Genomic DNA, 26443 nt, shown 5'->3' on the forward strand with positions numbered 1-26443 from the left:
TAGGGAATAATTTAGGAAGAGAAATTTAAAGGGGATAAAAAAATGACAGAAGTACTAGAACTAAAAGAAGAACTACTACAAATTAAAAATAATAATTATGCTGTACCAGAAGACGTAGATGCATATCCATATGCGCAGTGGATGCTAGATTATATCGGATCACCTGATGCTGAATTACGTGATGATTTAATTTATAGTACGCTTCACACATGGATTACAAATGATGTATTTAGACAAAAAGAGTTAAGAGGATTAATGTTACAAGCAATTAGTCCTGATTATTTATTTTATAAAATTGGTGAAAAGGGAACAGACTCTGTATTTAAACGTGCATTCTCCGTATTAATTCCACCACTTATTTTATCTGTTCATGAAAGAGAACCGTTGTTATCCGAAGAACAACTGTACAGTGTAGCAGAACAAGTGCTGGAATATGTATATTTAGAAGAAGATGTAAGGGGCTATGTAGAAGGGAAAGGCTGGGCGCACTCTACTGCACATGCAGCAGATGCACTCGATGCTTTAGCACGTACAATCCAAAATCGTGAGTTCTCATATGCAATACTAGCTGCCGTTCGTCAGAAGGTCCGCTTACATGACTACGTATACATTCACTTTGAGGATGAGAGATTAGTAGCACCAATTATGTCGTTACGTAACCAAAATCTTTTAACTGAAGAAGAGTGGAGCAATTGGCTACATAGTATAGCAACGGTTGAAGACATCCGACATCCGCAGCATGCTATTTTAGTACAAAATATTAGAACTTTCTTAAGAAGTTTTTATTTCAGAGTCTTAGAGACAGAAGGTAGTACAGCCTTTACAGATGATATATTGGAAACTTTGAAGGGTTTGCGTAGGTATTAAAAATTCGTTTTTCTAACAGAAAATTACATAAAACCAACACCTCCCAACCATACTAATAAAATGTTTTGGAGGTGAGTTTAATGGACAAAAAAGACTTTGAAAAAGTATATAATGATTATTTACATCAAGGGGAAGAGCAAGCTCAATTTGAAATAGCTCAGGAAGTTACTTCAGGAGCAGAACAAATTGTTGCTGTTCGTAAAAATGATGAAGGTGATTTGATTGCTTTTAAAACAAGTAGCGGGAGAGAGTTAGATTATATGACTGCTCTTAGTGAAGCAAAATCAGGGAAGTTAGCTCATGTGGACGTATTTCATAAGTATGGCAGAGATATTATACGTAGTGAACCTGATGGAATAAAAGAAAATAACTTAGATAATTTACCTTCATTTTAAAGGGTAAACCTCAAGAAGAGAATGTTCATTACGATATTCTCTTCTTTGTTTTGCGAAGTTTTCCTTGCAAATAGACGATTCATTTTTAAAGTGCGATCATACTTTTAAAGAGCTCTCTAAATTTCTCTTTATCTTCTGCTGTAAATGGTTTCGGTCCCTTTGTACGTTTACCACTTTTTCGAACCATTGCACTTAAATATCGTGTTTGTAACAATTGTTCAATGTTATCATTCGTATACTTATAGCCTTTATGGTGTAGAACGATACAGCCTTTTGCTAAAGCGAGCGAAGCAAGACCGTAATCTTGTGTTACGATTAAATCTTCTTTTTTTGCTAACTGCATAATTCGGTAATCTGCAGCATCTGCTCCGGAATCAACATATATTGTTTCCACACCTTTTGGTTGCTGAGCATTAGAGTAATGAGAAAAGCTAGTAACGAGGGTTACAGGGATTTCTGCATTCGTAGCTTCAAAAATAATTACATCTTTTACAGGACAAGCATCTGCATCAACGTAAATTTTCATTTTTACCACTCCTATAAAGTGAAACTTTAATCAGTGGGGGGATTCACCCTCCACTGATTATTAGTTGAACCAATCGGGCATTTACGGGCAGTTAATCTCCCACATAACTTCTTTGTTACAGCTGAATTTTGAGCTGGGAGTTTTATTGCCCGTTAATGCGGGGTAACTAGGTTCGTGTTGATAATAATGGTAGATTTTTCTTTTGTCAAACGATAGAGCTTTATGTAAATTTATTTTTCAAAAACCAAAATAGCCTCCCGCAAACGAGAAATACCTTCCTCAATTTGATCAATATCCACTTTTCCATAAGATAAACGAATATAACCATCTTTCGCGCCGAAAATACTACCTGGCATAAAAGCAATTTCTTGTTTTAAGCTTTGCATAATAAGTTGTTTTTCGTTTATCGGTTCTTTTAATTTTCCCCATATGTATATTCCACCGGTCGGATTTGAAAAAGAGATTTTATCATGAAGTTGCTCGTTTAGAGCTCGAACAATAACGTCTCTTTTTTCTGCTAGTTGTTTTCGTAACGGTACGATATGCGACTGAAATGGTACAGTTTCGAAAAACTGCTGCATAAGCCACTGCGGGAAAATACTCATTCCTAATTCCATTTGATGCCTTGCGTCGGATAACCTTTCTACTACAGATTGCGGAGCGACGAGCCAGCCGACTCGTAATCCTGGCGCAATCATTTTTGATAAAGAATGTACATAAATAACTGTTCCATTTTCATCAATCGATTTTAAAGTAGGGCAAGGTTGTTTCTTTTCTAGCGTAAGTAAACTGGACGGATCATCTTCAACAATTGCAATTCGTAAATCTGCGCAAAGTGATAATAGTTTTTTTCTACGGTTTGGATGAAGCATCGTTCCCGTAGGGTTTTGGAAATTTGGATTTAAAAAGATCATTTTAATACGGTGTTTTCTATATAACTCCTGTACATCATCTGGGTTAATCCCATGTTCATCGACAGGTAATGGGAAAATACGAATACCTGCTGATTGGAATAGAGGCAGGGAATAACAGTGTGAAGGACTTTCGAAAGCAACAGCATCACCTGGATTTAATAAACATTGTACGATCAGGTGAAGTGCTTGCTGTGCGCCAGATGTAATCATAATGGATTGCTCAGTTGCTTCAACTTTTAAATATTCCCTCATATATTTTACAACCGCTTGTCTCAGCGGAAGATAGCCTTGTGGATGATCATAACTTAATGAATGTGTTAACGGTTGTTCTCGTAAAATTGTTTGTAGTTGATCGTGTGGGTAGAGATTACAACCGAGTTCTCCGTTTGCGAAATCAATAATATTTTCATTTTGTTGTACTTCTGCCCGAATATGGCGAAGTAACGGTAAGTTTGGTAAGAACGTACCGCCTTCTACGAAATTTCTCCAGTTCGGCGTTAATGTTGGAGAAACGCCCCACATATGTGTACTTACACGTGTACCTTTACCAGTCGTACTTTCTACAATTCCCATAGCACGTAGTTCGTTATAAGCAGTCGTTACTGTACTTCGGTTTACATTTAACTGTGTAGCTAATTTTCGTTCGGAAGGTAGGAAGCTTCCTGGAGGAAGTTCTCCGTATGTAATACGTTTTTCAATAAAGTCAACAACTTGCTGATAAATAGGGATTTTACTGTCACTATCTAGCTTCCATTCCATACAAACGCCTCCGCATCTCTTATATACATTCAGTATAACAAATTGGCTGGGTAAAAAAACAGCCAATTGGACGGTGTTATATCCAGCCAATTTTACTATGCTAAATATGGAAGGGGAGATTCGGATGAAACGATGGCAAATGGAATGGCTCCTAGTATCTGTTGCATTAGTATGGGGAGCAAATTATACAATAGGAAAGTATGGCGTGGCATATATGTCATCCATTCAATTTAATAGTTTACGATTTTTAGTAGCATCACCGGTATTATTACTTATTACTTTTATGATGGAACGCTCATTACGTATTGAAAGAAAAGATTGGTTACGATTAGTAGCAGTCGGCATCGTTGGAACGACAATGTATCAAACGATGTTTATGCTATCTGTGAAATATACTTCAGCAACGAACGCTTCATTATTAATTGCAATGTCACCTATTTTTACAGGGATATTAGCAGTATTGCACAAACAAGAACGTTTTTCGATGAAAGTACAAATTGGTTCAATCGTAGCCTTTATTGGTGCAGCATTCGTTTTATTAACAGGACATACAGGAGGAGCTACTTACGAGTATGCGTGGCTCGGAAATATAATTGGATTAGTCGCAGCAATTGCGTGGGGATGGTATCCAATTTTAGCGCAACCACTCATTACAAAATACTCCGCAATGAGAGTTACATCATGGTCTACTTTAATTGGAATTGTACCTCTCGTTATATACTGTTTACTCAATGTAAACACACTAACGTGGCCAGTAGATATGCCAAGCTGGGGATCACTAGCATATTCAATCGTCATTGCGACCATATTCGGACTTGCAATGTGGTATGTCGGTATTAGTAAAATAGGCTCAACGAAAGTAATGGTTTATATGTATCTTGTGCCATTGTTTGCAGTGATCTTTGCGGCAGTAACCATTGGAGAGCAAATTAATTTGATGCAACTAGTTGGCGGGCTTATTATCTTCATCGGTTTATATGTTGTAAAAAAAGGTGGAATCAAAAAGCCAGCTCTCAATTTGAAAAAAGTAAGTTAACAGTAAAAAGGATCTCTTTCATATAGAAGGAGATCCTTTTTGTTTTTGTAATAAAAGCGCTTGTTCAACGGCCCATTTTTGATGATCGTGTATGAGAAGCTCTATAGCATACAATGGAGACATCCACCTTAGAACATGATCCTCCTCACAGTTTTCAGTTTGTTTCTGCACCATATTCGCAATATAAAAAAATCCATCGTTTAAATAATATATATCTTCCTTTTCTGCATAAAAATATCGAGCCGCATTACCGATATACTGATCAATTTTAATTGCCCATCCTAATTCCTCTAGTAGTTCACGGTGCAAACATTCTTCTTTTGTTTCATTACCTTCCATACCGCCACCAGGTAAAAAGTAACGGTCTCCTTTTTGGATAACAGCAATCTTTGAAGAAGATGATTGAAAAATAATCGCATAACAACTAGGCCTTAATGTATAATGAACGTTAATTTTTTTAGAGCCAAATGTGAGTTTTGAAATCATAAAACACGACCTTTCTCTATAAAATACATAAAAGGAATATTAAGGTAAACGTAGAATTGTATAAGTATAATCTTAACAGATTGGAGTGATAACAACATGATAAATCGAAAATGTTCAAGATGTAAAGAAATAACAGGTACGATGCACGGTGGTAAAAAAATTAAGGAAGAATTTCTATGTGAAGACTGTTTGCAAAAAGGAATTGAGAGCGGGGAAATCGAATTATCACAAGTGGAACAAGAAAAAACCTCGTATCTTTCTATAAAGATATTAAAAATAACGAGTGTTATTTATTTAATAGTATCAATTATAACTGCTTTTTCTGCTGGAGCATTTATACAAGATCCAGGGCTTGGTGGAATATCTTTTTCAATAACAGGTACAGTTGGTGTTATGATAATTGGATCCATATTCCAGTCTGTTCTTGTATTTTGCGGGATATGGGTATTCATCCTATTAGTAGAAACAGTCATTAAAATTTATGAAAAAATGAAGTGAGTGAGAGGGAGAAACATATGCGAGTAAGAAATATCCAAGGGGAAGATTATGTAAAGATTCATTCAGTTTTAAATGAATGGTGGGGCGGGAGAGACATGGTTGCCATGTTGCCAAAACTGTTTTTTGTTCACTTTCAAGAAACGAGTTTTATCATTGAAGAAGAGGGCGAAACGTTAGGTTTCTTATGCGGATTTTTTTCACAAACATATAAAGATGAAGCATACGTTCATTTTATCGGTGTAAATCCGAAGTATAGAAGAAGAGGAATCGCATCGACATTGTATTCTTATTTCTTTGATGTCGCTCGTGCAAATAATCGTAAAGTTGTAAAAGCAATTACGTCACCAACTAATAAAAAGTCGATACAGTTTCATCAAGAAATCGGTTTTCGAATTGAGGCTGGGGATGATGAGGTAGAGGGTGTATCGGTACATACAAATTATGATGGGAATGGCGGGAGTAGAGTTTTATTTTTGAAAAATGTGTAGATAAAAGGGGAATGATTGCATGGATATGCAGCAACGGAGAATGTTAGTAGCAGGAATCGTTTTAGCAGTAGTGTTAGGGGTAGGCTATTTTTCGACAAACGTATTACAAACTTTCTCAATCGTATGTTTAGCAGTAGCAATTGTATTTGGGGTTATAGGGAGCATACAAAAGAAACGTCAAAACAAGAATTAAAAATTTGAAAATTTTATGATCCCTTAAAATTTCTCGTTTTAGGGTATTTGTTTTTCTTAGCTTAATGGCGATTGGATTGTATCACAAATTCTATTAAATTAAGTTTATATCAAAACACCATTCTTGCCCTGTTGTTGCAGACATAATGATATCTTTTTTTATTTTGTTAATTTGATAGAAGTGAGTGGGATGTCAAAAGCAATTTCTGTAAAATAATTTCATCAAAAGAAGGGGATTTATATGCATTTTGAAAGAGATAGATATTTTTTGGAGATGGCATTGGAAGAAGCAGAAAAGGCATTAAAAGAAAACACATATCCAGTAGGAGCAGTTATTGTTGATGGAAATAATAATGTCATTGCAAGAGGAAGAAATAGAGTGCATCCACAAAAAGACATAACAGCTCACGCAGAGATAGACGCTATTCGCAATGCAGGGGAAGCAATGTTTGATGCAAAAATAAAAAATGAGAAGTTTACTATTTATAGCACGTTGGAACCGTGTCCAATATGTACAGGGGGTATTTTATTCGCAAAAATACAGAGAGTAGTCTGGTTGCTAAATGATGACTTAGGTTTTGGTGGATATAAAAAGATAAAAAATGCTTTAGTTTTCGAAGGGAAATTTAATAAAATCGACATAGTGGAAGAACCATTTGAAGACTTAAAAACAAGACAAAAAGAACTTATGAGACAATGGGAGCTAAATCCCAATAATATTATTAATTTGCGTAGGGCTATAAAAAAATAGTTGTTTCTTTCAATTAAATCGGGATACTGCCACATTACCATCAATTTAAAAAATATAGTGAAATTATATCGATTTAACAATAGAATATGGAAGAATCTATTACGAATAGAAAGCCGTCCTAAAAGTATTCTAGGATGGTTCTTTTTGTTGTGAGGAGATAAAGAGTATGGAGAATAAACAGAGTAGAAATGAGTATGTAAGACGCATACATAAGGTTCAAGATTATATAGAATCAAACATAGACAGTTCATTATCCATTGAAGAGCTAGCTGATATAGCAGGATTTTCGAAGTATCATTTTCATCGGATTTTTAAAGGAATAGTTGATGAGCCATTATCTCGGTATGTGAATCGCTTGAAACTAGAAAGGGCAACACATCTACTTACATATCGCGCAGACATGACGATTACAGATATTGCGTATCACTTCGGATTCACAGATTCAGCAGTTTTTTCCCGAACATTTAAAAGTCATTACGGTGTAAGTCCGTCTCAATATCGAAACGATAATAGCAAGAATTGCAAAGACGTAAGGGGAATTCCTCAATACAATGAATGTAAGAAGGTTCGAGGAAATGTTGAAATTGTAACAGCGGACGATATAAACGTCGCATACATAAGACATACAGGTACATATGAAGAGTTAGCTATAGCTTTTCCAGAAATGATAGAAAAATTATTTCGTTACGCGGCGAAGAAAAACTATCATGTATTTGAGGATACCAAAGTATTAACCATTTACCACGATCATCATGAATTTACTGAGGACTATCATTTAAGAACAAGTCTATGTGTAACAATTTCAGATGAATCCACAGTAGAAACGAACGACGTTGGAATAATGGTAATACCTTCTGGAAAATATGCAGTAGGACATTTTGAAATATTCCAAGATGAATATAAAGGAGCATGGGATTTCTTATACGGTGAATGGCTGCCAAATAGCGGATATAAACCGAGAGACTCGTATCCTTTTGAAGTATATAGAAATAATCCAAAGCAGCATCCAAAGCATAAACATATAGTTGATATATATGTACCTATCGAACCTTTTTAATCATAGGTTAAAGGGGAAAGAATAATGAAAACTGCTGAAAAGTTAGATCAGATTATAAAAGAAGAATATGAAAATATGAATGGTATGTTAGTAGTGCGGAAAGGTAATGTTATTTTTGAAAAATATTATAACGATTACGGACAAAATGATACATTTCATGTAGCGTCAGTTACAAAAACGATAATCTCTGCGCTAATTGGAATATGTATAGATAAGGGCTATATAAAAAGTGTTGATCAAAAAGTAATAGAGTTTTTCCCTGAATATAAAGTAAAGTCATCTGAAGTAACAGTGCGACACCTACTTACAATGACAGCTCCATACCCTTTTGTAGACTGGCAGGAACCGTTAGAAGAATTATGTACACAACCAGACTGGGTACAGTATACACTTCATAGAATGGGGAACGGTGGAGAGATTGGAGCTTTTAAATATTCATCTGCAGGAGCGCATGTACTATCAGCAATGATTACGAATGCAACAGGGAAAAGTGCACGTGAATTTGCGAATGAGTACTTATTTCAACCACTCGGCATGAGCGAAATTCTAAACTACAATATGAAAGCATTTGGATTCGATGACTTATTCGGAAAAGATGTGAAAGGATGGGTTCACGATCCAAACGGTATTTCGACGGGCGGCTGGGGACTAACGTTAACGGTTAGGGATATAGCTAAGTTTGGACAGCTGTATTTGAATGAAGGTATTCATAATGGAAAACAAATACTATCAAAATCATGGATAAAAGAATCAACAGAAATGAACCAAAATCAATATGGTTACTTATGGTGGTTTCGAGAAGAAGATGGAATCTTTTCATACTGTGCTATGGGTGATGGTGGGAATATGATTTGTTGTATTCCAGAGAAGGAATTGGTGGTGGTGATGGCTTCTGAAGTTGTGCCAGAAACAAAGGATAGATGGAGATTAATCAAAGAGTATATACTTTTAAAAGAGTAATGGTGAACTTGTAGAAAAATTTAAACGCTCCCCGTAACTTTCCTCAATAAAAAATCGTTAAACATTAGGAAGGGTTATTAATCACGAATGGGGGAGAACCATGAAAATTCTAATTCTAGGCGGTACACGATTTTTTAGGAAGAGCATTTGTAGATGAGGCTTTACAGAGAGGGCATGAAATTACGTTATTTAACCGAGGAACAAACAAAGAAATTTTTTCTAATGTGGAGCAGTTAACCGGTGACAGAAATAACGATGTATCAAGTTTAAAAAATCGAACGTGGGATGTTGTCATAGACACATGTGGATTTTCTCCACATCATATTAGGAATGTTGGAGAAGTGCTTAAAGATAATATTGAACACTATATATTCATCTCAAGCCTTTCCGTATATAAAGATTGGATTCCGCATGATATAAAAGAAGACTATATATTACAACCTGAACCGACGGAAGAGCAAATAAAGACTGTAGAGAATGGTGAAATATCTCCTTATGAGCATTATGGTGCGCTGAAAGTATTATGCGAAAAAGAAGCAGAGAAGTATTGGCCGGGGCGTGTTTTACACGTAAGAGCAGGACTTCTTTCAGGAATGTTCGATTATACAGATCGACTTCCATACTGGATTCAGCGTGTAGCAAAAGGAGGTAACGTGTTAGTTCCAGGAAGAAAAAATCGTCCAGTGCAGATAGTTGATATAAAAGATGTCGCGAGATTTGGACTCAACATGGCAGAAAATAATAAAGCAGGTACATTCAATATAACAGGTCCGAATGATGAATTGACGATGGAAGAGCTATTAAATACGTGTAAAAAAGTTACGAATAGCGATGCTGAATTTGTTTGGGTAGACGAATCGTTTATGAGTGAACACAATGTGCAGCCTTGGACAGAAATGCCTTTGTGGATTCCAGAAACTTTCCCATTAGATGGTGAGACGAAGCCGTGGAGAGGCGGGTTTTCTATTTGTATCGAAAGTGCGGTTAATGAAGGGCTTACTTTTAGAAGAATAGACGAGACAGTTACAGATGTGTATGAGTGGATGGAGAGTACGGAAGAATGGGAATTAAAAGCAGGTATTTCAGGCGAGAGGGAGAAGGAATTGTTAGAAAGATGGTATCAATAAATTTAGCGGAGTTCTTTGAATATGCTTGATTGCACATAAGGAGGAAAAGGTGATGTGGAAAGACACCATTCACAGTATCTCATCAAATTTAAGCTTGAAAAACCCAGCTACGAAGGAGGAACTTACTGATATACAAAAATGTTTACATGTGGAGTTACCGAATGATTTATATCAATTATTACAGGAAACAAACGGTATAGAAGGTGAATACGGTGACTTTATATGGTCTGCTTCAAAAATTAAAACTGAAAATATGAGTATGAGAAATATAGTTGATTTTAAGGATTTATACATGCCTTTTGACTGTTTATTATTTTTTGCTGATGGGGGAAATGGTGATTTGTTTGGCTATTCCATTTTGAATGGAAAAGTACAAAGAGATGATATATATGTATGGAACCATGAGAATGATAGTAGAACGTGGGTTGCTCCTTCTTTAAAGACTTTTATGGAGTGGTGGGAGAGTGGAAAGATGATAATTTAAATATAGTATCAAAAAAAGTGCCTTGTTACTAAAGAAACAAGGCACTTTTTCACGAATAATTAATCTACCACTCAATCGGTTCTTCTCCGTACATCTCCCATAGCTTAGGAAACATCTTTTTTAAACCTTCTTCATCATCTTCATTCCAGTCAAATTCAAAATCTACATCGTCGAATTCTTCATTAGATAAGACATGGTAAAGTGTAAAGTAAGTATCATCTTCGTCACCAGTTTTTTCTGCATATACAGTGAAACCGAAATATAAAGAAAGTTCTTCTATTTCTGGGACGTCATACTCACTCAAATTTTCTAATACAGGAATTAATCGTTCTGGATCTTCAATACAAGCTTCGTATGTCTCTTTTCCTTGATATAATAACCATCCGCGGAAGTAATCGAAAGTATCATCTGAACAGCCACCCATAATAATATAGGCTGCTGCCCATAAACGGGAGGTATAGGAGTCTTTCAAAAGGCGATGCATATGCGTATCAAAAGCTACAATTTCATGTACTGTACGTTTAGCAAGGTGAGAAGTAAGCCATTCTATTTGTTCTTCTTGGTCCTCACCTTTCGTTTTTGCACGATGAAGTAGCTCCCAAAATTCTTCTTGGGTTATCGTTTTTTCTTTTATGTAATCTTCCCCAGGCAACGGGTCTGTATATCCTTTTTTACGTTTGGAAGCAACTAGTTTATTAGCTTCTTTCATACATTCTTCTTCTGTTTCAAACTCTTTCGCTTTCACACTGCCAGCTGTGCCAATTTTTCCGTAAAACACAACATAGTCTTTTTCTTTCACAATGATTTTCCAAAACTTATTTGATTTCTCAGTTTGCTGGGTTAATAACGTTTCCATCCGTACCCCCATAATGTTTTCTAGTGTGCAATATGATTGTAACATATGTATATACACTTGTAACGATGAAAAGTAATGGTTCAGAAAATTAGGAAATGATTGAATGAAGTGAATAAATTTAGTAACCTTATTTGTACAGCAATTACATAATTGTTTTGTAATAATTAAATATTTGTATAAGGGGGGCGTTAAGATTGGATCTTACGTTTAAAGTAGAGGAAACATGTTTTAATTACCGCGTCGGAGCAATTTGTAAACTGGATAATAAAATACTTATTCTTCAAAACAAAGGGGAACATTATTGGTATGTACCAGGCGGAAGAGTGAAAATGCTAGAAAATAGTGAGGATGCGTTACAACGAGAACTTGCAGAAGAACTAGGTGTTCCTATTAAAGGGAAGAGATTAATATGGTCAGTAGAAAATTTCTTTACACTTTCTGAGCGAAAGTTTCATGAAATTAGTTTTTATTATGAAGTAGAGCTACATGAGTTACCTGCGAGTGGAGCGGATCAATATATTTTGGAAGAAGAGGGTAGAACGTATTTGTTTAGATGGGTGCCAGTAGAAGAACTGCATACATATAACTTACAGCCTGCATTTATAAAAGAGAAAGTAAAGGATGTATCAGTTCACACAGAACATATCGTATTACAAAAGTAAACGTATTCGGAGGAGAAAACGGTGAAGGGGACTAAAAAAGAGGTACATATAAATGACAAAGTAATTCGTTACACACATATCGAAAAAGGTTCTAGTACGGTTTGTTTTATGTTTTCAGGTTCAGGATACAATTATGATAAGCCGTTATTTTATTACGCAACGATGTTAATGCTTGAACATAAAATAGATGTTGTACATATTCATTATTCTTATGATGGACAATTAATGAATAAACCAATGGAAGAAGTAACGAAAGTAATGATGGATGATATTAATCCTGTAATAAATGAAGTATTAAAAGATGAGCAATACAACGAGACTATGTTTTTAGGGAAGTCACTCGGAACAATTCCGATTGCAAATGATTTAATGAAGAGAGAAGAATTCGCGCAGTCAAAAATGATACTACTTACACCTTTACTGACGTTTGATACAATTTTTGATTTTATCTTACATAGTCGACACGAAGGGTTTTTAGTTATTGGGGATAAAGATCACCAATACAATGCAGATCAAATTGATCAGTTATATAAAACGAATTTACAGATTGAAGTTGTCAAAAATGCAAATCATTCTGTAAATGTTGGGGGATATGAAACGGAAAATTCAATTGAGGCTATAGCGAAAATAATAGGAAAACTTAAAGAAGTTGTTAGGACAAACTAACCTATTAATACATGCAAAAGAGGTGCGAATTGCACCTCTTTTACTTTAATAAGCCTTCAAAACATGAAGTAAATAATCCTTACGATTCAGCGGATTATAATCAACACGTTTTCGAGTAGGGAAGGGAGCCATAAGTTTTGTGAAACCAGCTGGCTTCGTTGTAAATATGCCTTCTCCTTCTGTAAATGAATGTAGTATTCGTTTGAAACTCTCTGTTTTCGCAACAGGTAATAATCCTGTTAACTGATAAGAATTGTTATTGAATATAGGCTCTGCAAAAGTTGCTGGAACGGCAGCGAGCTTATACATTGCGGTACTAATTGCTTGCTCCGGTACAGTTAATTCAAACGCATTAACTGGTTCATATACATATGTTGCAGCTTGTTTTAAAGCATCCATTAAAACGAGCGGTGTTAAGTTTCTAAAGTCACTCGCTGTTGTAACAGGACTAGCATAACCAGTATGTGTTAACGTGACGATAATATCTGTAACTTCCCACCCATATAATCCTTGTTTTAACGTTTGAAATACCGTATCTTCAATCGCTTTATGAAATGCTAAAGGTAGTGAGCCAAGCTCAACACCTAATTTATATGTTATACCGCAATTAAGTTCACCACGTTCAACTTTGAATCCGATTGTTGCGTAAAATGGATTCTCTTTTTCACCCATTACTTCAACAGAATTGCCTACGCCAATTGGTTTCTCGATACATACAACTCGCGTATTTGAAAAATTAACCTGCAAATTATATTTCTCATAAAGTGTTGTTTCAATTACTTCTTTTTGTACCTCACCGAAAAGGCGAATATATAGTTCATTATGAACATCGTCTTTCCAAACTTTAATGAGCGGATCTTCTTCACATAGTTCCATAAGAACAGCGTATAAATTATGAATTTGCTCTTTAGGTACCGCATCAATGGCAGCTTCCATTTGTGGTTCGGCAAAGTGAATATCTTTTATATAATCCGTACGTTCACCGATAATATCACCAATTTTAATATCATTCAGCCCCCACACTTTACAAAACTCACCGCTAGGAACGGTAGAAGTTTGAACGGTATCTCCATTATGAAATAGGCACATTTTTTTTATCTTTTCTTTATGGAATAGAGACTTACTGCGCTGTATATTAACATATTTTCTAACATGTAAGCTACCTGAAAAAACTCTTATATAAGCAACCTTTTCTCCAGAAGGTTCACGTTCAATTTTAAAAACAACACCGGATAATGGTTCCTCTTGTGCCGATGTAAGAGCTGGAATGAGAGCCGGAAGTTTTTCAAGAAGTTCTGTTACGCCCATACCAGTCATTGCTGAACCGAAAAAGATTGGATACACATTCGCTTGCTGTATTTGCTGTTCTAGTTTTTCTCTTAATAGTGCGTCCGGTATTATTTCGTTATTTACATATGATTCAAGTAACGATTCATTAAATGGTGCTAACAGTTCCATACAATCGTCATATGATTTGTATTCAATGATCCGGGCTTCTTTCGTTCCTTCGTTTAGAACAGAGTAGAAGGGGAATGCTTCATTTGAAAGAACCTCTTTTATTTGTTTCATAACTTTTTCAGTGTTTGCGCCACTACGATCAATTTTATTAACGAATAAAATAGTCGGTATGTTTAGTTTCTGTAATGTTCGCATTAAAATTTTTGTTTGTGCTTGCACACCTTCAACGGCAGAGATAACTAAAATCGCACCGTCTAGAACGCGGAATGATCGCTCCACTTCAGCGATAAAATCAGCGTGTCCAGGTGTATCAATGACATTTACTTTTACAGCATCAATAAAGAAAGAAACGACAGATGCTTTAATCGTAATTCCGCGTTGTCTTTCTAATTCCATTGAGTCAGTTTGTGTATTACCACTATCTACTCGGCCAATTTCTTTAATCACATTCGTTTCATAAAGAATACGCTCAGTCAAACTCGTCTTGCCAGCGTCTACGTGCGCGACAATCCCTATATTTATTGTTGTCATTTGTGAATATCCTCATTTCATTTTCCATTTTCAATTCCTCATTTCTATTTGTATATTGCCGCATTATCAATCACTCTCCAGTTCTTTAAATTAGTATTATTATAGTGCAATTAACATTATTTGTAACGCTACAAAGCGCCTTAATTTGGAAAAAATAAAATGAAAACAAAATGCTTGCATTCTAAATCGATATAGATTATATTAATTGACATATCAACTATTGATACATCAAATGTTTTTATTTTGATTGTAAAGGAGGGTTAATTTGACAAGTTCATGCTCAAAAGAAGCGATTATTTTATATAAATTACACTTTCTAAATAAAGAAGTAAGTTCGAAATTTGAAGGGTGTACGGGTATGAGCCAGTCTCGATTAGAGCTTATACTTCAGTTATATGAAGTAGGTGAAATTAGTCAAAAAGCACTTCAACAAGAAGTGAATATTGATAATGCTGCGATAACAAGGCATTTAAAGCAGCTTGAGGCCAATGAAATGATTGTAAGACGTAAAAATCCAGATGATAACAGAATTACGTTAGTTTCTCTTACTGAAGAGGGACGAAATAAAATTCAAGCATTTCAAGAGGAAAAAGAACGTTTTGCAGCATCTGCATTTAAAGGATTAAGTGAGGAAGAACGCGATAATCTTTTAAATATGTTAAATCACATTCAAGAAAATATAAAAGAATTATAAAAAAGGGAGAATACAACTATGACTAACTCAGTAAAAACAAATGATTTTAACGAAATTTTAACAGGACGTCGTTCAATTCGTAAGTACGACCCTTCAGTGAAAATTAGCAAAGAAGAAATGACAGAAATTCTTACAGAAGCAACACTTGCACCATCTTCAGTAAACATGCAACCATGGAGATTCGTAGTGATTGCAAGTGACGAAGCGAAAGCAACACTTGCGCCACTTGCAAAATTCAATCAATCTCAAGTAGAAACATCTTCAGCAATGATCGCTTTATTTGGTGACTTAAACAACTTTGATAACGCAGAAGAAATTTATGGTACAGCAGTAGAGCGTGGACTTATGCCAGCAGAAGTAAAAGAAGATCAAATGAAAAAACTTTCAGCTTACTTCTCTATGGTTACACCAGAAGTAATGAAAGATACAGTATTAATTGACGGTGGTCTTGTAGCGATGCAATTTATGCTAGCAGCTCGTGCGCACGGTTATGACACTTGTCCAATTGGTGGATTTGAAAAAGACCAAATCGCAGAAGCGTTTGGACTAGATAAAGAACGCTACGTACCAGTAATGCTAATTTCAATCGGGAAAGCTGCTGACAGTGGTTACCAATCAGTACGTCTTCCAATTGACAAAGTTGCTGAGTGGAAGTAATCTAATTAGGTCATAGAAATATATGGAATATGAAAGGGGAAACACCATGATTATTATTCACGCAATATTTCAAGTAGACCCAGCAAAACAACAAGCATTTTTAGAAGAAATTCAGCCACTCATTCATGGTTCAAGAGAAGAAAGTGGAAATGTATCTTATGACTTATATAAAGATACAGAAAAAGAAAGTGTTTATACGATGGTAGAAGTATGGAAAGATGAAGCAGCAGTTGCGAGCCATAATACGAGTGAACACTTCACATCTTTCGTTAGTAAAGCAGCACAATTTTTAACTGCTCCGCTTAATATAAAAGCTTATAATGGAGAATTAGTAAAATAATAAGGTAGAAAAAGATGACTTTAGCATATGGCTGAAGTCATCTTTTTTGTATAAGTAGAATCCATTTTGGACTCAGTTATGTTGATAGATAAGCGTTGCTCGCATCCTCAGTAACAGTGCTGAATTGTATGTTAAATTCGAACATTCGGTTTATTGGGATATTTTTCCGTGGTATAATTTTCTTGTAAGTAAAAGGTAGAGGGGAGTAAGTAATGGGAGAATTTCAAAGTAATTTGCATACGGCAACGCAACTTGCAACGAAAATGAGAAATGCTTCAGATAGAATGCAAAGTGCTACTAGTCGCTCTATAAATAAGGCAACGCGTACGACACTATCTGTGAACTTCCAAGCACAAGAGGCAAATCAACAAAATTTACAGATCACGAAACAATTTTGTACTGCTTTTCAACAAACAATTGATAATATCCATTCCGTAGCAAATGAATTTGAGAAAATGGATACAGGACTTCAAAAGACTTTTCAATAATGTAACAACCTACGTAAAGGGGAAAAGGTAGGGAGAAAAGATGAGTCAAGAAATTGAAACGAGAATCAGTCAATGTAATCAAAAATTACGAATTATATTTGAAGAACAAAATGAAAACCGAATTGCGCTGCAAAATCAAGAACGAGCTGAGGTTAGTTTTCATGAATGGAAAAATAGAAGTAATCGTTTATTTAACCGAATACTAGAAACTTGGCACGGCGACAAAGAAGTGTTTCACCTTTTTACGAATATGCGGCAAGAAATCGGACAGTATGAAAGAAAACTTACATTCGAATTAGAAAATGAAAAAGAGACGTTGCTTAAAGAAAAACGGCATCTCAGTGAGAAAGAAAACGACCTTTCCTATGAACAGCAGCAACTACAAAGGGAGGCCAATACATGAGTTTAAACATGTATTTGGGAGAAGTACAAAGTCAAACTCAAAGTATGAACGCTATATGTAATGCAACGATTCAAAGTATGGAACAAGCCATTCAATCTATTGATGCCTTTGCGATAGACACAGTATTACAAGGACAAACATACAGTAGTGCAAAAGCCTACCTTGTCCAAACATTTCGGCCATTAGCGCAAGGAATCATATGCTTATGTGAAGAATTAATTCGCCAAAACGAAGTATTTCCAAACGAGTTCCAAGCGAAAGTTGCTTCGACAGATGTTGTCGAACATGAAATAAGACAACAAATACAGGAAATTAATCAATCGATTGCAAGTATAGAAGCAATAGAAGTACTTACACCGATGCCTGGAGTAAGTGCGATTGTAACGGTATTAGGTGCAATGAGAAAAAAACTGGAAGAAAAACTAGAGCGTTTACAAGAATTCGAACATTCATCCAGCAACAACTACAGCACCGCCCTCCAATTAGCAGCTAGCATCACAGCCGGACTCGCTGAAGTGCAAAGCGGGAAAGGATTTAGCCCTGTGAGTGGTACGTTTAGTACACAAGGGTTGAATATGGATTGGGTGAGTTCGATTCAGGGGATTATAGAAGAAACAGCTCGAAAAAACGAGATGAAAGAAATTACTTTGCAAAAACAAGAAATGAACTTACAAGAACAGGAAGACAATAGATCATGGCATGAAAAAACAGCCATTTATGCGCAATCATTTTTGCATGGAGTTATCGAATTTTTTCAAGGTGCTGGTGATGCAGCACTAGAAAACTTTTTTGGACTACAACCACATGAGAATGATAAATTAGAAAGTAAGACAACTTACCAAGCTGGAAGGTTGGCTGGAAATGTTATATCAATAGTCGGGTCTAGTGTAGAAATGTTTGAAGCTATTTCGCTCATAGGTGGATCTAATTTCTTAACTATCGTCGCAGAAGTAGGAACTGGCGGATTAGCGTCACCAATTGTTATTCCATTAGATATAGCAGCAACAGCTACTGGGGCAAGTCTTTTTGTACATGGTGGATTTGTTTGGAATAAATCGATTCAAAATACTAAGGATACTATTCAAAAAATCCAGTCTTCTGGTGGAGGTAAGGGTGCGAGTAATCGAATACCTTCTTATGGAAAAGATTCTGTACCTAAAGGTCCATACCGTGAAGTAAATGGTTATCCAATAAAAGTGAAAGCAGGAGCTCAAGAGAAGCATATTCCTGATACACCGAACTATAAACAAGAATTAGCAAATGGAAAAAATAAGAGCATTTTCTATGGCGATAATAAAATAGCACAAGAATTGCTTGATAAGTTTGCAGGAAAAGGTGAACTATTAAAAAACGGTAGAGAAAGAGTAGACTTTGGTGAGCCAATAGGAAAATATTATGACCGCAATACTGGTGAATACCATGTGACTACTAAAGGGTTGATTCATTATGGAAAAGATGGCGCTCATATAGTACCATCAAGACCATAAAAATCATAAGAAAAGAGGATGCAAATGGGGTACGATTCTTTAATTGGAACATTAATAAATTATGAACATAGTGACATGATACTAGAATGGAAAAGTGGATTGAGGATTATTGGAGAACTAGATACAGTTTTTGAAACAGACAATGGACTAGATGAGGATGATATAAATTATACAGAATATGATGCAGCTGTATTTAAAGTAAATAATATTTTATCTCGACCTAATACAAACGAAGGTACTGTATATAATTGGTTAAAACAAGAAAAAAGTTCATTGGTTGAAATTTCTCTCTATGATGATCCGCCAAGTGCAGTGTTTTTAACTGACGGAAAAAGAGTATGGGAAAGAGAAATGTGTAAATAATAGGTGGCATTTAAACTGTTACCTTATTAGTCAAATTAGATTTAGTTAATTTTGATATATGGTTTTTAATGGAATTAGAACAGGCTACTAACATATACTCTGGTATGAAGAAAAGATATCCTAATCGTAAGCTGATTCCTTTTGCTAAAAGATTTGATAATGATGATACTGCATGTTTTGAAATCGACAAAGGAAGTAAAGTTCAATTTATTCATGATTTTACTTGTGAAGGTTTTGAACAAAGAAAAGAATTTGATGACTTTTGGGATTGGGTTGAATGTGCTATGAAATAAATGATAGATTACAATCGAAGTGAAAAAAACAATAATCAAAATCATTTAAAAATTTAATTGAATAAGTATCTTATGCTTTACGTCATGCTCCGTGGGAATACGAATTGGAGTTAGATGAGAATGGCTGGGTGTCTGTTGAGCAACTTTTACACGCACTTCACCAATCCATTGAATGGAGAGATGTGAAGATAGAAGATTTAAAAATAATGATTGAGAAATCTGAGAAAAAAGGCATGAGCTAAAAGAAAATAAAATTCGTGCGTTGTATGAACATTCTATTCCCATGAAAATGGTAAAGGAAGAAGGCGTTCCACCTAAATTTCTTTATCATGGTACATCTCCTCGCTTTTTAAATTCTATTGAATTAAATGGGCTATCACCTATGTATAGACAATATGTCCATCTTTCTGAAGATATTGTAACTGCTGAATTAGTGGGGAAAAGAAAAGATAAGCATCCTATTATTTTAGAAGTTAATACTGAAAAAGCTAGAGAAGAAGGCGTTAAATTTTATTTAGGAAATGAAAAAGCTTGGTTAGCAGATGAGATTCCTAGTGAGTTTATCGCAATTAATAAGAATTAATTGAATCTATTCTACTAGATTATGACGGCAGGAAAAAATTTTTCTTTAGGATATATATTTGAATGAACCATGTTATCTGTCTTAAAATAAACAAATAAAAGGCGAGTTACTTATGGAAAATAATCAACAAGAGAGACTTCACATTTGAGGTCTCTTTTGTTGATTTAAATTGAAAATTATTATTTAAGCGAATGCACTTTCGTACCTCGCATTTCACAGGCACATAGGCTTCAATTGATGTTATATAGTATGTTTTTCAATGTAAAGAAACATTAGAAAAAGCTGGACAATATTATTAAATAGCCGGGTTCATTGTAGAAATGTTTGAAGCTATTTCGCTCATAGGCGGATCTAATTTCTTAACTATCGTTGCAGAAGTAGGAACTGGCGGATTAGCATCACCAATTGTTATTCCATTAGATATAGCAGCAACAGCTACTGGGGCAAGTCTTTTTGTACATGGTGGATTTGTTTGGAATAAATCGATTCAAAATACTAAGGATACTATTCAAAAAATCCGCTCTTCTGGTGGAGGTGCGGCTAACGGTAAACCTAGCAGTAACAAAAATACAACTGTAGATAATTTTGATGCAAAAACAGCTACAAATAAGCAAAAAGGTAATTATGGTGAAATAAAATCTAGTGACAATTTATTGAATAATCAAAGTTTAAAAGAAGCTGGATTTGATTTAAAGCCAGTCGGAAAAAGTGCACCATCAGGCATAAATGATAAAATAGTAAAAGGAATTGATGGATTATACGAAAATGCAAATGCAGAGTCAAAGATCAAATATGTTATAGATGAAGCTAAGTTTGGTAGTTCACAATTGGGGAAAACTAAAGATGGACGACAAATGTCAAATGATTGGTTGAATGGTGCGAAGACGCGAAAAAGTAGAATATTGAAGGCAGTTGATGGAGATGCAAAATTAGCATCAAAGATTACGAAAGCATTACAAGATCAGGAAGTTGAGAGAGTGTTATCAAAGGTTGATAGTAGTGGAAATGTGAAAACATTTAGAATAGATGCAAAGGGAGACATAATTGGAGAATGGCCATAATTTAAGGCACTAGGAGGAATTGAATAGTATGAGAGATCCTTTATGTATAGAAGAAAAATGTAGAGAAGGAATAGAATATAATAAAGAGTTTATTGAGGAAAATAGAGAGGAGATTAAAAGTTTTGAAGAAGATGAAAGGAATGGTATTCAAAGAAAGGCTAAAGATAATAAAAGTCTTATAGAAGGAAGGTATCTATTAAATTTTAATTATGAGTTAGAGGATATTAACGCAAAATATTCCCTAGGAGAAGCTATCCATACAATAGAAGGAGATTTTGACAACGCTCTTATTGATTTGAGGCATATAGGGGAAAATGAAGTTGGATATTTAAATCTAATTTGGATGATATCTCTAGGGATTTTATTAGAGACGGAGAAAAAGAATCTTGTAAGTTTAGCCAAGCTAGTTGAGAAGGAAAATATGAACGACGCAGTAATCGATTTCCTCTTATGCGCTAGTAATATCGGATACACAAAAATGACGAACAGATATTATAAAGAAAATCCATATGCAAAAACGAGAGAGATTATAGAACTTGCACAAACAGATAAAAAAGAAGCGTCTAAAAGATTGCAAACGTATATGGAGAAAGAATGGTTTAAAGGCCATTATGATTATGAATGGAAAAATGCGCATAAAGAACCTGGATATGTAGGGTATTGGAGCTTTGAGACAGCTGCAATAGTAAAGATACTCGGACTTGATGATACAAGTTTAAAAGATAATAATCATTATCCATATGATTTGGCACATTATAAAAATGAAATGAAATTCAAACATATAGACCTAAGTGAATATCACTATGAAGATGAGACAGAAGAAATCGAGGATATAGTAGAAGGAATTGAACATAATCCTGCATTGGAAAATATTATTCCGCCAAAATGGCATTCATTGGTCAATGAATTGATTCATGACTATGAGAATATGGATGATAGTAGTTTTTATGAAAAATACAAAAAAACGATAGGAATAGGTCAAGTGTGGTTCTTACCACAAGAGTATGAAGAAGAAAATGAGCAAAAAAATCTATTAGGAAGTTTAATTGTGTTTGCCCTGACGGTAAGAGATTATATATTACAATTGGATTATAAAGAGGATTTAGAGGACTACATTGATAATCTTAAAATTTTCTGGAATGGATCAGAAACAAAGTTAATTCAATTTATGTTAGAGAATGATCAAAATTATTATGCATGGGTACCAAAAGAAGCAAACATCCCAAATATGTATGAAGTGAAGATTGAGAGTGTCGATGTAGAGGAAGTTCTATAACGAGCAAATCAAAATGTTGTGTATCATGGTAACGCTGAAAAACTAAATTATACGGAATTTAATGAATTAAGAGATTGAAAATAGTGGTAGTTTGGAGAATCCAACTGCCACTATTTTTGTGTTTACGAATGGTTCTGTAAATTAAGTAGAGTATTTCAGAGTGTATATATTATGTAGGAGAAGTAAATAAGTTAAAGGCGCTAAATAAAATCGGTCATATCGCAAAGACATCAAGTGGAATAAGTACATTTGCTAATGCAGTAAAACTAGCAAAAGAATTGAAGCCTACGCTTGAAATGTTACAATCATTTAAGTGAGAGGCTTCCTATGCACTCTCTAGTGTTGGTGGAACTATTGTAACCAAAATACCACAAGGTGAATTAATAGAAGCTTATTATAAGTTTGCGGAGTCTAAAGATGGTAGTAAGGGTAAAACTGGTGAAATAGCTAAGGAATCTAGAAAAGTAGCCCAAACATTAGAAGCAGCTAGAGCACAACAACGTACGGTAATAGAATCAGTAGAAAGTGGCGAAGTAGCTTTAAAAACAACGAAGCGTAAAGGAAATTATGGTGAAATGAAGATGGATGACTTTTTTGAAAGTCAAACATATACTAGAATTAGTGATGATCGTGTATTAACATTAGATCAAAAAGTTGTTAAGGGAATAGATGCTGTATATGAAAATTCATCTCCGCCACCTAAGTATGTGATAGCGGAGGCTAAGTATAACACATCCAAATTAGGAAAAAAAATGATGGTAAGCAAATGAGTGAAGATTGGATTCTTGGAAGTGAAAGGTTAGATAGTACTTTGTCAAAAGAAAAAGCAGATGAAATTGTGGAAGAGATGTTGCTGAATCCAGAAAATGTTCAAAGAATTGTTATTCAAGTTATGCCTGACGGAACGATTGTGAAGAAAATTCTTGAAGTATAAAAGGTGGAAAAGAAATTATGCTAAGGGATAAAATCAAAAATGATATATATTTTAACAAATTTATCAATTATGAGGAAAAGAGAATAGAAAAGTTTTTATTATTGGTTGAAAAGGTTATTGAGGAAAGAGGCAAAGATGATAAAGGTGTAAAGAATGGATATATAGCGTTACAAGGGTATCATTTTAATAAATTAAGGGCAATGTACTCTGCGGGTTGTTCTATCCAAACTATTCGTGATTTTTTACCTGAAGTAATAAATATAATGGAAAAAGTGTGGAATAAAGAAAGTGGATATATACGTATGTTATGGATAATATCTATAGCAGTAATGCTAAATGTTGAAGATAAAGAATTTAATAGACTAATAGCAATGGTAAGGAAAGAAGGATTAAATGATTATCTGATTAATTATTTTATTGCTTTTAGAAATAGTGAGCCATCAGATTTTTATGAGCAAAGTGAGTTTTATGTAAAATATCCATATTTCAAATTAAAAGAAGTAATTGAGAGTAATAAAAATTCACAAGAGAAATCTATAAAAAATTTAGAGAAATATATAAAGGAGTATTGGTATAAGGGACATTTAGAAGAAGCATGGTACGATGCACATGAAAATAAACATGACATTTATAGTGGTTACTGGAGTTTTGAAAGTGGAGCAATCGCTAAAATTTTAAAATTAGATGATTCAACCTTGAAAGATAGTTCATATTACCCTTATGATATGGTGCATTGCCAAGAAAAATAAATGTTGGAATCCACAGTGATAAATTTTAACACTGTGGATTTTTTAGTTTGTATTAAAGTAGGTATAAGGGTAATGTTGGTAATGGATCCAGTGAGCTAGATGTAAGAGCTAATTAGGAAATATGTACGAGATGTTGAAACGCAGACGAATTATGAATTATCACTGGATTTTTTTATCTAAATATCCATAATATCTAATTGAATGTTAGTAAATTCATAAACATATTGTTATCACCTTCTATTTATATCTGTATATATAAATTAATTGAATGGTTTAATTAAATCTTCAATAGGCCATATCACAAAAGGAGCAAAAGCATCAAGTGGAGTAAGTACATTTGCTAACGCAGTAAAACTAGCAAAAGAATTGAAGCCTACGCTTGAAATGTTACAATCATTTAAGAGAGAGGCTTCCTATGCATTCTCTAGTATTGGTGGAACTATCGTAACCAAAATACCTCAAGGCGAATTAATAGAAGCTTATTATAAGTTTGCGGAGTCTAAAGATGGTAAGACTTCAGAACCATACGATATAGTACCGTATAGGCCAAGCAATTCACCATTAGAAAATCATCATGGAGTTATGGATGTATGGGCTAAACATAATGTCCCTGATTATGTTAGTAGAGGGGCGAATACTCCAACTATAGCTTTAACTAAAGAGCAACACAATGCTACTAAAGCTGTTTATAGACAATGGCTCTTTGAAAAAACAGGGAAAAAGGTTGGAGGTAAAGTAGATTGGAAATCTGTTTCACCAAAAGAAATACAAGAATTGACGGAAAAAATGTTTGATGCTGCGAATGTACCACGTTTAGCTAGACAAGAGTATTATAGGGCCTTTAATCAATATAATTTTAGGGAGTAATTTAGATGGAAAATATTAATCAGTTGATTAAAAAAGTAAAATCATTACCTAATTGTCGAGTTCAGGAGCCTACAGAATTACCGATAATTGATAAGAATAAGCATATGCTACCAGGTGATTTAAAAGAATTTTATAGTCTTTGTGGTGGTCTAACTTTATTTGAAAATGAGGAATATCCTATTCATATTGTTACCCCAGAGGAGTTTATTTTGGCTAATCCCGTAATTGTAGGAGAGTTATGTGAAGAAGATATTTCATCAAATTGGTATATTATATGCAATGATGGTAAGGATGAATATTTAACAATAGATCTTAGTGAAGAAAGACTAGGTAGATGTTATGATAGTTTCTTTGATCGACATGGAATAGTTGGGGAGTCGCAAATTATCGCAACTTCATTCACTGACTTACTTGAAAAACTTATTAAGAATAATGGACAATATTGGTATTGGCTAAAGAGTGAATTTGAATCACTTGGAGATGCTTATGATGATCAAGAGTGAAAAAGAGAGCCTTTAAGTGGGATAAGAAAGTGAAAGAGTTTTTGAAAGTATGTACTCTATGATGGTTGTACCATCATGGAGTACTATGTGCAATGATAGAATAAGAAAACGAGGTACGAGCTTTGGCGAGATGACATTTTACTGGGTGCTGAATATAAACACATGGAATATATATTAAACTAACGAACTCGTACAAACTCGTAAGTTTTAACGTAGTAGTTGGCACGACATAGAAAAGGTAGTTGGAATGGAGAAAATCCAATTGAAGGTCGAGAATATTATGTCGAGTTAGAAATAGGAAATACAGTAGTGTGGGGAGAAGAGTTTTAATATTAGAAATATTATTGGTGTTTATAGCGAAAGTCTATATAAGGCAAGTTGAGGAATGTAGATTGAGTGAGCAAATTCAATAGAAGTGGAGAACATTTATTTGAAAACAATAATCAAAAATATAGGTAATAAAAATATAAAAGCTAAAGTAGAAGAACCTTTAATTTTTCATGTAGAAACACTATTTAATTTATTATCTAAAGTAGAAGATAAATTAATAGATGGATTTTCAATACAAATTGGATGGTCTGTTTATAGTTTATATAAGTATGAAGAGTATTATCAAATTATTACCCGGGATTATACTAAAAATCCTTTTAAAGATAAGACGGAAGACTTAACGATTGCATTATGGGTACAACTTGAGCAATCACATTGCTTACGCCGATTAAATATGGAGGGGGAATTAATAAAATTTAATGATAAGATTGTGATAGCGAAAGACGTGTTGCAACAAGAAGAGTTTTATTTACAAAGATCTAGTGGTTGTGATGAAGATGATTCGGGTTGGTATATAGGTCCTATCAATGAAGAAGTATCAGGAGAATTAGAGACCATATACGCCTACGAATTATTAAAAATGAAACCTGCAATTATTCAAGTACTAGCTTTACCTTATAATTATTTAGTAGTTTTTGAGAAAGACGAAATTAAATCGATTTTAAATGAAAGTGATATTGATATTTGGAGTGAAATAGAAAG

At 34.4% G+C, this 26443-nt stretch carries 30 protein-coding genes and 5 pseudogenes; 30 read left to right on the plus strand and 5 right to left on the minus strand.

The features are described from left to right. Positions 1–42 precede the first annotated feature (42 nt). Both ACQGSG_RS11245 and ACQGSG_RS11250 read left to right on the plus strand, forming a co-directional pair. Positions 43–867, plus strand: a complete 825-nt coding sequence (locus ACQGSG_RS11245; protein WP_325843144.1) for a DUF2785 domain-containing protein — start codon at positions 43–45, stop codon at positions 865–867. Between the two features lie 80 nt (positions 868–947). Next, on the plus strand, positions 948–1262 hold the full coding sequence (locus ACQGSG_RS11250; RefSeq protein ID WP_000358163.1) for a DUF3892 domain-containing protein: 315 nt from the start codon (positions 948–950) through the stop codon (positions 1260–1262). Positions 1263–1347: 85 nt separating this feature from the next. Here ACQGSG_RS11250 and ACQGSG_RS11255 read toward each other — a convergent pair whose 3' ends face one another. Together ACQGSG_RS11255 and ACQGSG_RS11260 are read right to left on the minus strand one after the other, a co-directional pair. Next, positions 1348–1788 (minus strand): YaiI/YqxD family protein, encoded by a 441-nt coding sequence (locus ACQGSG_RS11255; protein WP_000708769.1) that lies wholly within the window; start codon positions 1786–1788, stop codon positions 1348–1350. Between the two features lie 230 nt (positions 1789–2018). Then, positions 2019–3461: a PLP-dependent aminotransferase family protein gene (locus tag ACQGSG_RS11260; protein WP_325843143.1), complete on the minus strand. Its 1443-nt coding sequence runs from the start codon at positions 3459–3461 to the stop codon at positions 2019–2021. 124 nt (positions 3462–3585) lie between these two features. On the opposite strand from ACQGSG_RS11260, the gene ACQGSG_RS11265 reads away from it, so the two are divergent. Next, positions 3586–4497, plus strand: a complete 912-nt coding sequence (locus ACQGSG_RS11265; protein WP_426947329.1) for a DMT family transporter — start codon at positions 3586–3588, stop codon at positions 4495–4497. A gap of 18 nt (positions 4498–4515) precedes the next feature. Here ACQGSG_RS11265 and ACQGSG_RS11270 read toward each other — a convergent pair whose 3' ends face one another. After that, entirely contained in the window at positions 4516–4983 is a 468-nt protein-coding gene (locus tag ACQGSG_RS11270) for an NUDIX hydrolase (RefSeq protein ID WP_000624001.1), read from the minus strand. A gap of 96 nt (positions 4984–5079) precedes the next feature. Between ACQGSG_RS11270 and ACQGSG_RS11275 the strand changes: the two genes are divergently transcribed. The 8 genes and pseudogenes from ACQGSG_RS11275 (at position 5080) to ACQGSG_RS11310 (ending at position 10540) form a co-directional block, all read left to right on the plus strand. Then, entirely contained in the window at positions 5080–5481 is a 402-nt protein-coding gene (locus ACQGSG_RS11275; protein ID WP_000610500.1) for a DUF3980 domain-containing protein, read from the plus strand. A gap of 17 nt (positions 5482–5498) precedes the next feature. Further along, positions 5499–5969 (plus strand): GNAT family N-acetyltransferase, encoded by a 471-nt coding sequence (locus ACQGSG_RS11280; protein ID WP_001266069.1) that lies wholly within the window; start codon positions 5499–5501, stop codon positions 5967–5969. Between the two features lie 19 nt (positions 5970–5988). Then, positions 5989–6162, plus strand: a complete 174-nt coding sequence (locus tag ACQGSG_RS11285; protein ID WP_000367555.1) for a hypothetical protein — start codon at positions 5989–5991, stop codon at positions 6160–6162. A 240-nt stretch (positions 6163–6402) separates the two neighbouring features. Then, a complete protein-coding gene (locus ACQGSG_RS11290; protein ID WP_098605873.1) occupies positions 6403–6912 on the plus strand; it encodes a nucleoside deaminase in 510 nt (169 codons plus the stop codon). 166 nt (positions 6913–7078) lie between these two features. Next, positions 7079–7969, plus strand: a complete 891-nt coding sequence (locus ACQGSG_RS11295; RefSeq protein ID WP_000428667.1) for an AraC family transcriptional regulator — start codon at positions 7079–7081, stop codon at positions 7967–7969. Between the two features lie 24 nt (positions 7970–7993). Beyond that, a complete protein-coding gene (locus ACQGSG_RS11300; RefSeq protein WP_098605846.1) occupies positions 7994–8929 on the plus strand; it encodes a serine hydrolase domain-containing protein in 936 nt (311 codons plus the stop codon). Positions 8930–9029: 100 nt separating this feature from the next. Next, positions 9030–10056, plus strand: a pseudogene (locus ACQGSG_RS11305) (SDR family oxidoreductase). Between the two features lie 52 nt (positions 10057–10108). After that, positions 10109–10540: an SMI1/KNR4 family protein gene (locus tag ACQGSG_RS11310; protein WP_325843142.1), complete on the plus strand. Its 432-nt coding sequence runs from the start codon at positions 10109–10111 to the stop codon at positions 10538–10540. A 64-nt stretch (positions 10541–10604) separates the two neighbouring features. Here the strand turns inward: ACQGSG_RS11310 and ACQGSG_RS11315 are convergent, their stop codons facing one another. Beyond that, entirely contained in the window at positions 10605–11396 is a 792-nt protein-coding gene (locus ACQGSG_RS11315; RefSeq protein WP_325843141.1) for a DUF4240 domain-containing protein, read from the minus strand. 194 nt (positions 11397–11590) lie between these two features. On the opposite strand from ACQGSG_RS11315, the gene ACQGSG_RS11320 reads away from it, so the two are divergent. After that, positions 11591–12058 carry an NUDIX hydrolase gene (locus ACQGSG_RS11320; protein ID WP_000366240.1) on the plus strand — a complete coding sequence of 156 codons (468 nt, stop codon included), beginning with the start codon at positions 11591–11593 and terminating at the stop codon, positions 12056–12058. A 21-nt stretch (positions 12059–12079) separates the two neighbouring features. Then, entirely contained in the window at positions 12080–12724 is a 645-nt protein-coding gene (locus ACQGSG_RS11325) for a hypothetical protein (protein ID WP_000679152.1), read from the plus strand. 45 nt (positions 12725–12769) lie between these two features. Here the strand turns inward: ACQGSG_RS11325 and ACQGSG_RS11330 are convergent, their stop codons facing one another. Continuing rightward, positions 12770–14713, minus strand: coding sequence for an elongation factor G (locus ACQGSG_RS11330; protein WP_098300198.1), 1944 nt, complete (start codon positions 14711–14713; stop codon positions 12770–12772). A 265-nt stretch (positions 14714–14978) separates the two neighbouring features. Between ACQGSG_RS11330 and ACQGSG_RS11335 the strand changes: the two genes are divergently transcribed. From ACQGSG_RS11335 to ACQGSG_RS11415, 17 genes and pseudogenes are all read left to right on the plus strand, one after another. Continuing rightward, entirely contained in the window at positions 14979–15407 is a 429-nt protein-coding gene (locus tag ACQGSG_RS11335) for a MarR family winged helix-turn-helix transcriptional regulator (protein WP_000204172.1), read from the plus strand. 18 nt (positions 15408–15425) lie between these two features. Further along, entirely contained in the window at positions 15426–16064 is a 639-nt protein-coding gene (locus tag ACQGSG_RS11340; protein ID WP_000185382.1) for a nitroreductase family protein, read from the plus strand. Between the two features lie 46 nt (positions 16065–16110). Further along, positions 16111–16404: a putative quinol monooxygenase gene (locus tag ACQGSG_RS11345; RefSeq protein ID WP_000583805.1), complete on the plus strand. Its 294-nt coding sequence runs from the start codon at positions 16111–16113 to the stop codon at positions 16402–16404. A 212-nt stretch (positions 16405–16616) separates the two neighbouring features. Continuing rightward, positions 16617–16892: a TIGR04197 family type VII secretion effector gene (locus tag ACQGSG_RS11350; protein ID WP_000503641.1), complete on the plus strand. Its 276-nt coding sequence runs from the start codon at positions 16617–16619 to the stop codon at positions 16890–16892. A 40-nt stretch (positions 16893–16932) separates the two neighbouring features. Beyond that, entirely contained in the window at positions 16933–17295 is a 363-nt protein-coding gene (locus ACQGSG_RS11355) for a DUF3958 family protein (protein WP_000076595.1), read from the plus strand. Next, entirely contained in the window at positions 17292–18782 is a 1491-nt protein-coding gene (locus tag ACQGSG_RS11360; protein ID WP_098605848.1) for a polymorphic toxin type 50 domain-containing protein, read from the plus strand. Before ACQGSG_RS11355 ends, ACQGSG_RS11360 begins: the two co-directional genes overlap by 4 nt. A 24-nt stretch (positions 18783–18806) precedes the next feature. After that, positions 18807–19145, plus strand: coding sequence for a hypothetical protein (locus ACQGSG_RS11365; protein WP_000540187.1), 339 nt, complete (start codon positions 18807–18809; stop codon positions 19143–19145). A 26-nt stretch (positions 19146–19171) separates the two neighbouring features. Beyond that, positions 19172–19438 (plus strand): annotated as a pseudogene (locus tag ACQGSG_RS11370) (hypothetical protein); the annotation flags it as partial. A gap of 104 nt (positions 19439–19542) precedes the next feature. Next, positions 19543–20021 (plus strand): annotated as a pseudogene (locus ACQGSG_RS11375) (RNA 2'-phosphotransferase). Between the two features lie 320 nt (positions 20022–20341). Next, the gene (locus ACQGSG_RS11380) at positions 20342–21082 is read left to right on the plus strand and encodes a hypothetical protein (protein ID WP_098605849.1); all 741 of its coding nucleotides are present in this window, start codon (positions 20342–20344) and stop codon (positions 21080–21082) included. A gap of 28 nt (positions 21083–21110) precedes the next feature. Further along, positions 21111–22358, plus strand: a complete 1248-nt coding sequence (locus ACQGSG_RS11385) for a PoNi-like cognate immunity protein (protein WP_325843139.1) — start codon at positions 21111–21113, stop codon at positions 22356–22358. A gap of 194 nt (positions 22359–22552) precedes the next feature. After that, positions 22553–23140: pseudogene (locus ACQGSG_RS11390) on the plus strand (cytoplasmic protein); the annotation flags it as partial. Further along, positions 23125–23292: a hypothetical protein gene (locus ACQGSG_RS11395; RefSeq protein WP_228497333.1), complete on the plus strand. Its 168-nt coding sequence runs from the start codon at positions 23125–23127 to the stop codon at positions 23290–23292. The pseudogene ACQGSG_RS11390 and the gene ACQGSG_RS11395, both read left to right, overlap by 16 nt. A 17-nt stretch (positions 23293–23309) precedes the next feature. After that, positions 23310–24041, plus strand: coding sequence for a PoNe immunity protein domain-containing protein (locus ACQGSG_RS11400; RefSeq protein ID WP_098605851.1), 732 nt, complete (start codon positions 23310–23312; stop codon positions 24039–24041). A gap of 522 nt (positions 24042–24563) precedes the next feature. Further along, positions 24564–24908 (plus strand): annotated as a pseudogene (locus ACQGSG_RS11405) (sugar-binding protein); the annotation flags it as partial. 5 nt (positions 24909–24913) lie between these two features. Further along, positions 24914–25411 (plus strand): SMI1/KNR4 family protein, encoded by a 498-nt coding sequence (locus tag ACQGSG_RS11410; RefSeq protein WP_000427919.1) that lies wholly within the window; start codon positions 24914–24916, stop codon positions 25409–25411. A 430-nt stretch (positions 25412–25841) separates the two neighbouring features. Further along, positions 25842–26443 (plus strand): immunity protein Imm33 domain-containing protein (locus ACQGSG_RS11415; protein WP_426947335.1); only part of this gene is annotated, 602 nt, incomplete at its 3' end.

Origin of the sequence: Bacillus sp. GMa5/1 (assembly GCF_050172015.1) — a bacterium.
Lineage (GTDB): Bacteria > Bacillota > Bacilli > Bacillales > Bacillaceae_G > Bacillus_A > Bacillus_A cereus.